This is a genomic window from Methylobacillus gramineus, from assembly GCF_020532675.1.
GTDB classification, from domain to species: domain Bacteria; phylum Pseudomonadota; class Gammaproteobacteria; order Burkholderiales; family Methylophilaceae; genus Methylobacillus; species Methylobacillus gramineus.
In genome coordinates, this window is sequence record NZ_JAJAVE010000001.1 from 1,738,653 (window position 1) to 1,752,286 (window position 13,634).

Consider the following 13,634-nt stretch of genomic DNA (forward strand, 5'->3'; position numbering starts at 1 on the left):
TTTAGAGTAGAAGTAATAACCCTACTCATTTCAGACTTGAAAAATTCTGCATTCGGCTCAAAATAGACTACAAGATATGGCTAGCATCAAACATCAGGACAACATTGTTGAAAAGACCGGCGCAACGAAACCCAAAGCGCCTGCCATGTACAAGGTCATTCTGTTGAATGATGACTACACGCCTATGGAGTTCGTCGTGGATGTCATGCAACGCTTTTTTCAGAAGAATCGTGAACAAGCAACACATATCATGCTCCAAGTACATACCGAAGGGGCTGGCGTATGCGGTGTATATCCGCACGGCATCGCTGAAACCAAGGTGAACCAAGTCGTTAGTTATGCCCGTGAGCACCAGCATCCGCTGCAATGCACGATGGAAGAAGCCTGAAGAAAGCTGAGGAAGCTTAAATGATTGCGCAAGAACTCGAAGTATCCCTACATATGGCGTTCATGGATGCCAGACAAAAGCGGCACGAGCTTATCACCGTGGAGCACCTGCTGCTTGCCATGATAGATAACCCGACCGCGGCCGATGTGCTGCGTTCATGCGGTGCCAATCTCGACAATCTACGTAGCGAACTCAATAACTATATTGAAGAGCACACGCCTACTGTTGAAGGTAGCGAAGAGGTTGATACGCAGCCTACGCTTGGTTTCCAGCGCGTCATTCAGCGTGCCATCCTGCATGTCCAGTCCTCTGGCAAGAAAGAGGTAACCGGAGCAAATGTGCTGGTTGCCATCTATGGCGAAAAAGATTCACATGCGGTCTTCTTCCTACATCAGCAAGGCATTACCCGTCTTGATGTGGTGAATTTCATTTCCCACGGAGTGGCCAAGGTAGCAGACGGCACTGCCAAGCGCAGTGAGTCTGAGCAGGAGGTTGAAACTGAAGCTTCTCCGGCTAGTGCTCTGGAAAGCTATACGCTCAACCTTAACCAGCAAGTACTGGCTGGCAAGATAGACCCACTGATCGGGCGCGCTCAAGAGCTGGAACGCGTGGTGCAAACGCTATGCCGTCGCCGCAAGAACAACCCCTTGCTGGTTGGTGAGGCAGGTGTAGGTAAAACCGCGATTGCTGAAGGACTGGCGCGTCGCATCGTTGAAGGTAATGTACCCGAGGTGCTGGAAAATGCAGTGATCTACTCACTCGACATGGGAGCATTACTTGCAGGCACCAAGTATCGCGGTGATTTTGAGCAACGCCTCAAAGCCATCATGAAAAAATTGGCGGAACAGCCTGATGCCATCCTGTTTATAGACGAAATCCATACCCTGATTGGTGCGGGAGCAGCCAGTGGTGGCACGCTTGATGCGTCCAACCTGTTGAAGCCAGCGCTTTCCAATGGCTCGCTGAAATGCATAGGGGCTACTACCTATCAGGAATTCCGTGGCATTTTCGAGAAGGATCATGCGCTGTCACGCCGCTTCCAGAAAGTCGATGTGGCTGAGCCTAGCATTTCCGAAACCGTGGAAATACTCAAAGGCCTCAAGTCCAGATTCGAGAAGCATCACAGTGTCAAATACACCGCGTCTGCCCTGAATACGGCAGCTGAACTTTCAGCACGCTACATCAATGACCGTCATCTGCCGGACAAGGCGATTGATGTGATTGATGAAGCTGGTGCAGCACAACGCATATTGCCCAAGTCCAAGCAGAAAAAAGTCATCGGCAATAAGGAAATCGAAGACATTATCGCCAAGGTGGCCCGTATTCCACCCAAGAACATTTCCAGCGATGACAGGAATGCATTGAAGACCCTGGAACGAGACCTGAAAGCAACAGTATTTGGTCAGGACAAGTCGATTGAAGTGTTGGCCAGTGCCATCAAAATGGCACGCAGCGGCCTGGGTAGCAGCAACAAGCCGATTGGCTCATTCCTGTTCTCCGGCCCGACTGGTGTGGGCAAAACCGAGGTTGCTCGCCAGCTCGCCTATACCCTGGGTGTTGAGCTGATACGCTTTGATATGTCCGAGTACATGGAACGTCATGCCGTGTCACGCCTGATTGGTGCGCCTCCTGGCTATGTCGGCTTTGAACAGGGTGGTTTGCTGACCGAGGCAGTCACCAAGACACCTTATTGCGTCCTGCTACTGGACGAGATTGAAAAAGCCCATCCTGATATTTTCAACATCCTGTTGCAAGTGATGGATCACGGCACACTGACTGATAACAATGGTCGCAAGGCGGACTTCCGCAACGTGACCATTATCATGACGACCAATGCCGGTGCGGAAGCCATCAGCAAGACCAGCATCGGCTTCACGCTGGGCAGCAGCTCCGGTGATGAGATGGCCGATATCAAGCGCCTGTTCAGCCCTGAGTTCCGTAATCGCATTGATGCCATGGTCTCGTTCGCGCCGCTGTCCCAGGAAATTATCATGCGTGTCGTCGACAAGTTCCTCATGCAACTGGAAGATCAATTGCATGAGAAGAAAGTGGAAGCCACCTTCAGCGATGCGCTCAAGGCTTATCTGGGCAAGAAGGGATTCGACCCGCTCATGGGTGCCCGGCCGATGTCACGCTTGATTCAAGACACCATACGCCGTGCGCTGGCCGATGAATTACTGTTTGGCAAACTGTCCAATGGTGGACATGTACAGGTAGATATCGATCAGGACGACAATATCAAGCTCAGCTTCGACAAAGATGCCAAGCAGGATAAAACCTTACTGGAAGCTGATATCGCCAGCTAAAGGGTTTTAGCATAAAGAAAAAAGCCGCCAACATTACTACTGGCGGCTTTTTTATTGCATAGAATACTTAATCAACCCAAGTGGGATATTTCTGCATGATGGCATCAAACAATGGCAATGCAATTAAGCTCTCCAACCATGCCCTGACCTTCGGGTAAGCTGCACTGGCAAACCATGGCTCATCCACCATGGCGAACTGGCGGACGAAAGGAAAAATGGCAATATCCGCCATGCTGAGACCTTGCGCGAGTAGATATTGATGCTGCTGCAAGCGCATTTCTAACTGCCGCAAAAACACCTCGGCGTGTTCGCGATACACCGTTGGCGGATGATCAGGAAAACGAATAGCGTATTTATATTGATCCAGTGCCCGCTTGAAGTCCCCGTCATTCATCACAATGAGCATGGCAATTTCAGCTTCAGCGGCAACATCCCCAAGCCAATTGTCAGGGTCATGCCTGGATAATGCCCACCGCATGATGTCCAGACTTTGCTCTATCACGCACCCCTGCTCAAAAATCAAGACAGGGACCGTCCCTTTAGGTGACACCTGCAGCATGTGAGCGGGTTTGGCCTTTAGCGATACTTCGCGAATGTCCACCTTTATACCGGCATAATGCAGTGCCATGCGCGCTCGCATGGCATAGGGACAACGACGATAGGAATAAAGAACTGGCAATGCCATTCAGTGTTTAGCCCAATGTACGGCAGACTTCATCAATCAGCGCCGGGCCACGATACACAAGGCCACTATATAGCTGTACCAGACTAGCGCCCGCTGTCAGCTTATCAGCCGCATCATGGCCACTCAGTATGCCGCCCACCCCGATGATGGGCAAAGCACCAGCCAACTGACGGGCAAGTGCCTTGATGACTGCTGTGGATCGGTCTCGCACTGGTGCGCCAGAAAGACCACCCGCCTCCTCAGCATGAGGCATTCCCTGCACGGCATCACGCGCCAGGGTAGTGTTGGTGGCAATTACGCCATCAAACCGATATTCAATCAGCAGGCTGGCAATATCTGCAATCTGCGTCGCATCCAGATCAGGCGCAATCTTGAGCGCAATCGGCACATACTTGCCATGTTGATCTGCCAACACTTGTTGCTCGGCTTTCAATGCCTGCAACAAACCAGCCAACGCTTCTTTTTCCTGCAACTGGCGCAAATTCTTCGTATTCGGAGACGAGATGTTGACGGTAATGTAATGGGCATGCGCATAGACTTTGCGCATGCAGATCAAGTAATCATCCACCGCACGCTCATTCGGCGTATCAAAGTTCTTGCCGATATTGATCCCAAGCACGCCTTGGTACTTGGCTTGACGCACATTGTCCAGTAAAGCATCAACGCCGAGATTATTGAAGCCAAAACGGTTAATCACCCCCTCAGCATCAGGCAGGCGGAACATCCGCGGCTTGGGATTGCCAGGTTGCGGACGCGGCGTAATGGTGCCTATCTCAATAAAACCAAAACCCAGGGCCGCCAGGCCATCAATATAGGCCCCATTCTTATCCAGGCCGGCAGCCAAGCCAACCGGATTGGGGAAACGAATCCCCATGACCTCTCTGGGCTGGCATGGCGCAGGATTGGGATAAAGATTGAGCAGCCCTAATTTTTCGGCACGCCGCAGATTCTGTAGTGTGAAGTCGTGAGCATGTTCAGCGTCAAGCTTGAACAACCATGGTTTGGCAATGGAATAAAACATGAGATGAATTTTACCGTAAAACCTATGTTGTGCTGAGCCATTCTCACTATCCACACCATTCCGATAGAAAATGGCTGCATAAAAAAGGCCCCTTACGGAGCCCTTTTTATTCACAACATGGATACACTGTGAATCAGCAATCCAGAACAATCACTTGCTCAGACAGCCGCACCATACGTTCCACTGGGGTCACCCAGACAATACCATCGCCAATTTGGGCGGTATGTCCAACCTCAACCAGGATTTGCAGGATGCCTTCAACCAGCTCTTCGGGGGCCACAATCTCAACCCGCACTTTGGGGCTGTAATCCGTCAGCTCCTCCCGTATGCCGTGCGTAGGGCGCGCCACATGGTGTCCGCATCCATCTACCTTGCTCACGGTCATCCCGGGAAAGCCCTTGATATTACGTAAGGCTGAACGGATTTTTGGCAATCGTTGCGGCGGTACTACTGCTTTAATCTCTTTCATCTCATTTCCCTCAGGCTTCTATCCGTTTTTCTTCAAACTTGCGATACAAAGTAGGTACCACTACCAGCGTCAATAGCGTAGAGGTAATCAGCCCGCCAATCACCACAATCGCCAGCGGACGCTGAATTTCCGAACCTGGTCCAGTCGCAAACAGGAAAGGCACCAAGGCCAGCATCGCCACTGTGGCCGTCATCATGACGGGACGGAATCGTTGTGTACAACCCTTGATAATAGCTTCACTCTGGCTCAAGCCTTCATCCCGCAAACTGCGAATATACGAGACCAGTACCACCCCGTTCAGCACCGCAATCCCCCATAAGGCAATAAAGCCGACGGAAGCGGGTACCGAGAGGTATTCGCCTGTCAGGAAGAGCGCGATGATACCGCCGATGGAGGCGAATGGCAGCACCATGATAATCATGGTGGCGTAGCGCACGGAGTTAAACAGCAAGAACAACAGGAAGAAAATCGCTCCTATCGTGACCGGGATAATCACCATCAAATGTCCCATCGCCCGTTCCATGTTCTGGAACTGGCCACCAAACTCCAGGTAATAGCCTTCAGGCAGCTTTAACTGCTTGGTCAGCACTTGCTGTAACTCGGCGACAAAACCACCCAGATCTCTATCCTTGACGTTAATCCCCACCACCACCCGGCGCTTGGCCAGTTCACGACTGATCTGTGCAGGACCATCACGCACCTCGATCTTGGCAAGGTCTTCCAGCGCCACTCGCGAGCCATTGGGTGAAGTAATCAGGATATTCTTGATTGCTTCAATATTGTCGCGGAAGCTGGCCGGGAAACGCACTGCCGCACTGAATCGACGCTGCCCCTCATAAATTTCAGTGGCGATCTTGCCGCCTATCGCTGTTTCAATCACATCATGCACATCAGCGGCATTAATACCATGACGTGCAATCGCATGCCTGTCCACAGTGATATTGAGATATTGCTGGCCGGAGACCTTTTCTACCTTGATCTCTGTCGCCCCCGTCACACTACTTGCGATACGCGATATTTCATCGGCCTTGGCCTTTAGCAGATCCATATCTTCACCAAAGATCTTCACCGCCACATCCGCACGCACTCCGGTCAACAACTCATCTACACGGTCAGAAATCGGCTGGGCCATGACAATCTGCACACCTGGCAACGAGGACTCCAGCACAATACGCATTTTTTCTGCGATATCATCCTGCGTCCAGCCATCCGGCCATTCATCCCTAGGCTTGAGGCTGATGATAGGAGTGGACTCATTCTGGCTCTGCGGATCGGCAGGACTTTCGCCACGGCCAACGCCAGAAACAGCTGATTTCACACCCGGCACCTGCTCCATGATCAGTCGCATGGCGTCGTTTTCCATCTTGATCGACTCTTCCAGCGAAATATTTGGCACCCGGTTGATCCCTGGCACAATCGAGCCTTCCTTCATTTCCGGGATAAACGATGTTCCCAGAAATGGCACCAGCAATATCGTGCCGACAAAAACCAGCGTAGCCGTGATGATCGTAAGCTTGTCATGCTCCAGCGCCCAGTCCAGCATGCGCAGGTAAGGGCGCTTAATAGCCTGGATAAAACGGGTATCTTCCCCACTACCACCTTTGAGAATGTAAGAGCACAGCACGGGTGACAATGTCAGTGAAATAACCAGTGACACAAACAAGGCTATGGCGATCGTCAAGGCCAGCGGGGCAAACATCTTGCCCTCCATCCCCTGCAAGGTCATCAACGGCAGGAATACCAGGATGATAATGCCTACGCCGAACAGTACCGGCGTACCCACCTCGGTCGCCGCTTCCAGCACCACGCGTATCTTGCTCTCACCAGGTCGGTGTCCCAGATGGTGGAAGGCATTCTCCACCACTACCACCGAGCCATCGACCATCAGGCCAATCGCGATCGCCAAGCCACCCAAGGACATCAGGTTGGCGGAAATACCGTAATAGTTCATCGCCATGAAAGTAATCAATGGCGTCAGAATCAATGTGGTCACCACAATCAGGCTGGAGCGTACATCACCGAGGAACAGGAACAAGATGATGATCACGAGGATAATGCCCTCAATCAACACCTTGACCACCGTCTTCAGTGACGCATCCACCAGCTCACTTCTATCATAATAAGGCACGACCTGCAGACCACCAGGCAACATGCCTTGCTCGTTGATTTCCTTCACACGCGCCTTGACACGGCTCACCACCTCTTTGGCATTACCGCCACGCATCATGATGACGATACCGCCCACAGATTCGGTATAGCCATTCTTGACCACTGCACCGACCCGTACTTCGTAGCCTAATTGGACTTCTGCCACATCGCGCATATATACCGGAACGCCGCCTTGTTCCTTGAGCACGATATTGCGGATGTCTTCCAGATCCTGGATCAAGCCCACACCGCGGATCAAATACTGCTCGGCATAGCGCGGCAACACGCCACCACCACTATTCGCATTGTTACGCGCCAAGGCCAGATAGACATCATGCAACTTGAGGCCATAGTGATTCATGCGATCGGGGTTCACCAGCGCCTGATACTGCTTGACGTAACCGCCTTGGGAATTGATTTCAGCAATGCCAGGAATACCGCGCAGCAATGGGCGCACAATCCAGTCCTGGATGGAGCGACGCTCGGTCAACTCCTCCTGGGATAGCTCCTTGTTACCATCGCTGGGTTTTTCCAGGGTGAACTGATACACCTCGCCCAGGCCGGTGGCCACAGGGCCAAGAATCGGCGTCACACCTTCGGGCAGGCGCTCCATCACCTCCATCAAGCGCTCCATCACTAACTGACGGGCAAAGTAGACGTCGGTCTTGTCAGTAAACACCAAGGTAATCAGCGACAAGCCATTCCGATTCAGCGAACGCATTTCCTCCAGGCCCGGTAAACCGGTCATGGCAATTTCCAGCGGTACCGCAATAAAACGCTCAACCTCCTCAGGAGAGCGGCCAGTTGCCTGCGTCGCAATCAGCACCTGTACATTGGTCACATCAGGAAATGCGTCTACCGAAAGTTTCTTCACAGAAAACGCCCCAGCAGCCATCAGGGCCAGGGCCAGGACCACCACTATAAGACGCTGCTTGAGTGCAGCTCTAATCAGGGATTCAATCATCGTTATTCCAGTTCCTTGCGCTTGCGTTCGTTATTGACGTGGAAAGCGCCTTCGGCCACGATTTTCTCACCCTCATCCAGACCTGCAGTGACAGCTACCAACTCCTGGTACTCTGTCCCCAGTTCCACTTCACGCATACGGAATTTGTTGGGTGCAATCTCGACAAATACATGATTCTTGTCATTTTCACGTACCACCGCACGACGTGGAACCGCCATCTGGGAAATCGCCTTGGACTGCACCAGCATGGAAACCAGCATATCCGGCTTGATGGTATGGTCGGTATTCACCATATCGGTACGCACTGTCACCGTACGCGTTAGCGGGTTCACCACATCGCCTACAAAAATCAGCTTGCCGGTGAATTTTCGATTACTCAGTGCGGGGATTTCGATATCAACATCTTCGCCTTCCTGCACCAGTTCAGCCTGCTGCTCCGGCACCTCAGCCACCGCCCAGACGCGTGACAGGTCGGCCACAATAAACAGCTCCTCTGCCGGCTGCACTACCTGCCCCAGATTCACCTTGCGACTGATAATGGTGCCTGCAAGACGTGCGTAGACACTACTGTAGGAACGCATCTGGCCAGAATGGGCGATCTGCGCAATCGCCTGATCAGACATGCCCAGCACATGCAATTGCTCCTTGGCGGTATAGAGGTCAGCCTGCGCTGCACTCAACTCGGCTTCACGACGCTGCAACTCGGCTGCTCCAATAACATCAGCTTCCAGCAATTGGCGTGCGCGCTCAACCGCCTTGGTTTGTAGCGCAATCTGTTGCCATGCCTTGATATACAGCAACTGGTTCTGTGCAAGCTCGGTACTGTTCAAGGTCGCCAGCACTTGGCCCTGTTTGACATCCTGCCCCAGAATCACATCAATATCCGTAATCCGTCCGGTCACAGAGGCACCAATCCGGGCAACACGCTGCTCATCCACCTGTATGCTGCCAGGCACACGCAAGATCTCCCGAATATCGGCTTTGCCTACCGTTGCCAGCTTGACCTGGTCTTGCAGCAATTTGGAAAGCTCGACCACATTGGGATCATTCGGCTGCTTTTCAGCTTCATCGGTATTTTCAGTCGCAGGCTTGCAGGCAGAAAGCAATAACACCAACATCAAACTCGATAACACGGACTTGACTGGGAATGTGGCAGGGGATTGTTTAATCAAAGAATTCAGAAACATTACGGCTTAACCTCCAAAAGTTCAGTACCGAGCAGGCGCTCAATTTCCAGCATACTGCTGACATAATCGAAGCGGGCAGCAAGATAATCCTTGCGCACCGCGCGGAAAGTCCGCTGTGCATCCATGTATTCAAGAATGCCTCGTTCGCCAAAACGGTAAGCAGCTTCCGCCACCTTCAATACTGACTCGGCCTGACTGAGCAGGCCATTTTCAAATGCGGATACTTGCTGCTGGGCAATCAGGTAGCGCTGATAAGCGGCTTCCATATCACGGCGCAAGGCCAGTTCACGGTCACTCAATATCGCCTGGTTCTGTCTGACATCAGCTGCGGCTGCGGCAATAGGGCCCTTGCGCTGATCCCACAATGGCAATGGAATGGCCACGCCAAAACGCATCTGCGTCAAATCGGGATCTTGCTCTATGCTGGCCTTCAGGGTAAGGCCTGGCGTGCGCAAGCGCTCTTCGAGCTTTAGCCTGGCATCGGCGGTTTCCCTGGCTGCACGTGCCTGAGATAATTGAGGGCTTTGTAACACTTGCTCACGCAAGCTATCCAGGGATGGCAGACTATATGCCAGCGGCAACTCGCCTGCCAGATCATATTCAACCGGAATGCTCGATCCCACCAGCCCACGCAAATAGGCTTTACCCTCGGACACACGTACCAATGCAGCCTGATAATCGCGCTCTGCAGCCAAGGCCTCGGTATCTGCCTTGATCAGCTCATATCTGGGCGCTTCACCCACATCTACCCGTAATTTCACGCGCTCGCGAATTTGCTGCAGCAAGTTACGGTCGCCCTCTACCAGCTTGAGTACCGCCTGGCGCTGCAAAACATCGTAAAACGCATTCTTGACACGTGTTCTGAGTTCAATCTGAATCAAGGCGGTTGTGGTATCCGCCACTTTGCTACCAGACTCCGCAACTGCCAGCCTGGCATTGCGCACACCTGGAAACTCCAAAGGCTGGGAAAGTCCCAGGTTCCAGTTACGATCTCCCCCTTGACCACCTGGTGTCCGATAGCGACTAGGCCCCATGACCGCTTCGACCTGAGGATTGCTATAAGTTCCTGCAGTCGTGATTGCCGCTTCAGCAGCATCTTTCTGCGCAGCAGCGATACCCACCGCCGGGTTGTATTGCAAGGCACCATCTATAATGTCAGGCAGCGTATACGCTGCCAAGGCCGGCTCTATGCAGCAAAAAGTCAGCACCGCAGGCAAGAGTTTTTTTGCCACTGTACGAAGTACAGCACTTCCTGCCCGCAATGCACCACTTTTGTGCGCATGTACATCTGTTTTTATCTTCATGTCACTCTAACTGATTGATTGAATGCAATCCTGCGGGCCACTGGCGCTAGTTGATGGCACCAGTGATAGCAGGCACTACGATCTGGATAAAGGCCACGGTCAGGCAGCAGACTATGCCATTGATATGGCGACCAGGCTACAAGTAGCAAGGGTCGGGCCAAACGTGAGAAATACCCAGAAGACAACGCCCACAAACTTCTAGACACAGGCGCACACCAGGGCCAATCACATGGCATAGCGGCACACATGGCCTGATAATAGTTTACGGACGCAATTAGGCTATAGGAGGGCGGGTGATCAGGAACAGATTGGGTTGGCGGTAAGTAGGCGCCAGGATGGCAACTTTGAGATCAAAAAAGAACTCAGGACGGACCAGCGGCAAATGGAACACCAGGATAGGTTCACTCGCATCTCGATCATTATCCATCTCGAAATGCTGGCTATGGGAGACGGCAGGACCATCGAACTCCATTGCATATGCCTGCTCTGCTTGTTGCGCAAACAAACACATACAGACAACCATACTGAGTAAGGCGAATAGCCGCTTGGCAAAAGACATGAGCCCATTATAGCCACAAAGCTGACTGCTGAGCAAAACTAAACGCGCCGCCAGGTCGTCCCTTGAGGCGTGTCTTCCAGCACCACGCCTTGCTCTGACAGTGATTGACGGATGCAATCCGCCTCGGAAAAATTCCTGGATTTTTTGGCGGCTAGTCGCTGGTGAATCAATTGCTCAATCGCGTCCACCGACAAGCCAGCAGAGACATCGCCCTGAAGAAACTCCTCAGAATCCCGCTGCAGCAAGCCAAGCTGGGCAGCCAGGGTCTTGAGTATGGAGGCTTGCTCCAGCGAACGGCTACGGTTTACTTCATTGGCCAGCTCAAACAATACGGCAAACGCCTCGGAGGTGTTGAAGTCATCATCCATGGCCACTTTAAAGCGCGCCGCAGCAGATTGCGTCCAATCGATGGCGGATGGTTGCACGGGTAATCCGCGCAAGGCAGTATATAAGCGGGTTAACGCCTGCTTGGCATCATCCAGGTGATGATCAGAGTAATTCAAGGGGCTACGGTAATGCGCACGCAGGATAAAGAAGCGCACCACTTCGGCATCATATTGATCCAGCACCTGGCGTATGGTGAAGAAGTTGCCGAGAGACTTGGACATCTTCTCATCATCGACGCGAATGAAACCGTTGTGCATCCAGTAGTTCACGAACGTACAGTCATGCGCGCCCTCGCTCTGGGCAATTTCATTCTCATGATGTGGGAATTGCAGATCCTGGCCACCGCCGTGGATATCAAAATGCTGGCCAAGATGCTGCTCGCCCATCGCGGAACATTCAATATGCCAGCCTGGACGACCCTGGCCCCAGGGAGAATCCCAGCTTGGCTCATGAGGCTTGGCAGCTTTCCACAGCACAAAGTCCATGGGATCACGCTTGTGCACATCAACATCCACCCGCTCACCCACACGCAGATCCTCCAGCGACTTGCCAGAAAGCTTGCCATATCCGGCAAAACTGGACACTGAATAATAGACGTCGCCATTATCTGCCGCATAGGCGTGCTCTTTGCCAATCAAGGTGACAATCATATTGATCATCGCATCAATATAGGCTGTCGCCCGTGGCTCAATATCTGGACGCAATACACCTAGACGCGCAGCATCCTCATCCATGGCAGTAATAAACCGATTGGTCAGCGCAGTAATGGTTTCGCCATTCTCATTGGCACGGGCGATAATCTTGTCATCGATATCGGTGATATTACGCACATAGGTGACGTCAAAGCCTGAAGTACGCAACCAGCGATTGACCATATCGAACACCACCATCACCCGGGCATGGCCCAAATGGCAATAGTCGTATACGGTCATGCCACATACATACATGCTTACCTTGCCAGCAACGATAGGGACAAATTGCTGCTTCTCGCGAGCGATCGAGTTATAGATTTTCAGCATGTGAATGGTTGGAAGTTGATAAGAAATTAAGCGGAATGAATGTCATGTGATGCTATTGTGTAATGCAAGAGCCTTTTATATCAATAAAACCAGCGAATCACCATTGTGCTACTGGAGCTTGAATGAGCTTATTGATAAAATTGGCGCCTGAATAATTTGTCAAAAAGTATATCACAATGCCTGTACTCCGCGCTTTAAGCCATGGCCTGCTCATGCTGGCCTTATTCGTTGCCGCTAGCGCACGCGCAGATGAACTGAAGAACATTACCCTACTGGCCAATCAAGGGCAAAATGCACAGGCACTGGAGCGCATCAACACTTACCTAATCAGCAAGCCTAAAGATATCCAGGCCATCTTCCTGCGTGGCGTGCTGCTTGCTGAGACCGGCAAGCGGGATGAAGCAATCAAAACCTTTACCGAGCTAACGGAAAAAAATCCAACGCTGCCTGAACCATACAACAATCTGGCAGTACTTTATGCCGACCAGGGACAGTATGACAAAGCCCGCACCGCACTGGATGCTGCCATCAAAACCCATCCCAGCTATGCCACGGCCCATGAAAACCTGGGCGATATTTATGCACGCATGGCTTCAGACGCCTACGGCAAAGCCCTGCAACTGGACACCAGCAATACCAGGGCTAAAAGCAAGCTATCTCTGATCAAGGATTTATTCGCTTCGCCCACACCGCCGGTGCAAACCACGGCCAAAGTGGAGGTGCCAAAAGAAACGCAGATAGCGGCAATATCAGTACCGCCAGCACCCGCCAAGAGTGAACCCAAAGCTGAAGTCAAGCCAGCCAAGCCTGTACCTGAAGAGGTCAAAGCGCCTGCACCAGTCATCTCAAGCAACCAGCAAGCCGTCACGGATGCAGTGCAGCATTGGGCCCAGGCATGGTCTTCACAGAACGTGGATCAATACCTGGCAAGCTATGCGAGCAACTTCAAAACTCCCAATGGTGAAACCCGTAAAGCCTGGGAGAACATTCGGCGGGAGCGCCTCAGCAAGCCATCGAAAATTCAAGTCAGTCTGAACAGGCTTGAGGTCAGCTTTGAAAATGACCACAGCGCCAAGGTACGCTTTCAGCAATCCTACCGCTCAGGCAGCCTGTCTCAACGGACCTCCAAACTACTGGTGATGACGCAGCAACATGGCAAATGGCTGATCCAGCAAGAACTGACGGATCGATAAGCTC

12 protein-coding genes are annotated in these 13,634 nt (G+C 52.2%); 4 read left to right on the forward strand and 8 right to left on the reverse strand.

All coding sequences use genetic code 11. The features are described 5' to 3' along the window. Nucleotides 1–76 precede the first annotated feature (76 nt). Together clpS and clpA are read left to right on the forward strand one after the other, a co-directional pair. A complete protein-coding gene (clpS, locus tag LG201_RS08115; protein WP_226771651.1) occupies nucleotides 77–388 on the forward strand; it encodes an ATP-dependent Clp protease adapter ClpS in 312 nt (103 codons plus the stop codon). 20 nt (nucleotides 389–408) lie between these two features. Beyond that, a complete protein-coding gene (clpA, locus tag LG201_RS08120; protein ID WP_226771652.1) occupies nucleotides 409–2,694 on the forward strand; it encodes an ATP-dependent Clp protease ATP-binding subunit ClpA in 2,286 nt (761 codons plus the stop codon). 67 nt (nucleotides 2,695–2,761) lie between these two features. On the opposite strand, the gene LG201_RS08125 is transcribed toward clpA, so the two are convergent. From LG201_RS08125 to LG201_RS08150, 6 genes are all read right to left on the reverse strand, one after another. Beyond that, nucleotides 2,762–3,379, reverse strand: coding sequence for a glutathione S-transferase (locus LG201_RS08125; protein WP_226771653.1), 618 nt, complete (start codon nucleotides 3,377–3,379; stop codon nucleotides 2,762–2,764). 7 nt (nucleotides 3,380–3,386) lie between these two features. Next, nucleotides 3,387–4,400 (reverse strand): quinone-dependent dihydroorotate dehydrogenase, encoded by a 1,014-nt coding sequence (locus LG201_RS08130; protein ID WP_226771654.1) that lies wholly within the window; start codon nucleotides 4,398–4,400, stop codon nucleotides 3,387–3,389. Between the two features lie 133 nt (nucleotides 4,401–4,533). Beyond that, nucleotides 4,534–4,869, reverse strand: coding sequence for a P-II family nitrogen regulator (locus tag LG201_RS08135; RefSeq protein ID WP_226771655.1), 336 nt, complete (start codon nucleotides 4,867–4,869; stop codon nucleotides 4,534–4,536). Between the two features lie 10 nt (nucleotides 4,870–4,879). Continuing rightward, on the reverse strand, nucleotides 4,880–7,981 hold the full coding sequence (locus tag LG201_RS08140) for an efflux RND transporter permease subunit (protein WP_226771656.1): 3,102 nt from the start codon (nucleotides 7,979–7,981) through the stop codon (nucleotides 4,880–4,882). A gap of 2 nt (nucleotides 7,982–7,983) precedes the next feature. Further along, nucleotides 7,984–9,168 carry an efflux RND transporter periplasmic adaptor subunit gene (locus LG201_RS08145; RefSeq protein ID WP_226771657.1) on the reverse strand — a complete coding sequence of 395 codons (1,185 nt, stop codon included), beginning with the start codon at nucleotides 9,166–9,168 and terminating at the stop codon, nucleotides 7,984–7,986. Continuing rightward, nucleotides 9,168–10,472 carry a TolC family protein gene (locus LG201_RS08150; RefSeq protein ID WP_226771658.1) on the reverse strand — a complete coding sequence of 435 codons (1,305 nt, stop codon included), beginning with the start codon at nucleotides 10,470–10,472 and terminating at the stop codon, nucleotides 9,168–9,170. The genes LG201_RS08145 and LG201_RS08150 overlap by 1 nt, the downstream gene beginning before the upstream one ends. A 22-nt stretch (nucleotides 10,473–10,494) precedes the next feature. On the opposite strand from LG201_RS08150, the gene LG201_RS08155 reads away from it, so the two are divergent. Beyond that, entirely contained in the window at nucleotides 10,495–10,674 is a 180-nt protein-coding gene (locus LG201_RS08155; RefSeq protein WP_226771659.1) for a hypothetical protein, read from the forward strand. Between the two features lie 72 nt (nucleotides 10,675–10,746). Here the strand turns inward: LG201_RS08155 and LG201_RS08160 are convergent, their stop codons facing one another. Both LG201_RS08160 and cysS read right to left on the reverse strand, forming a co-directional pair. After that, nucleotides 10,747–11,031: a hypothetical protein gene (locus tag LG201_RS08160; RefSeq protein ID WP_226771660.1), complete on the reverse strand. Its 285-nt coding sequence runs from the start codon at nucleotides 11,029–11,031 to the stop codon at nucleotides 10,747–10,749. A 38-nt stretch (nucleotides 11,032–11,069) separates the two neighbouring features. Beyond that, the gene (cysS, locus tag LG201_RS08165) at nucleotides 11,070–12,437 is read right to left on the reverse strand and encodes a cysteine--tRNA ligase (protein WP_226771661.1); all 1,368 of its coding nucleotides are present in this window, start codon (nucleotides 12,435–12,437) and stop codon (nucleotides 11,070–11,072) included. Between the two features lie 176 nt (nucleotides 12,438–12,613). On the opposite strand from cysS, the gene LG201_RS08170 reads away from it, so the two are divergent. After that, nucleotides 12,614–13,630: a nuclear transport factor 2 family protein gene (locus LG201_RS08170; protein ID WP_226771662.1), complete on the forward strand. Its 1,017-nt coding sequence runs from the start codon at nucleotides 12,614–12,616 to the stop codon at nucleotides 13,628–13,630. The last annotated feature ends 4 nt before the right edge of the window (nucleotides 13,631–13,634 follow it).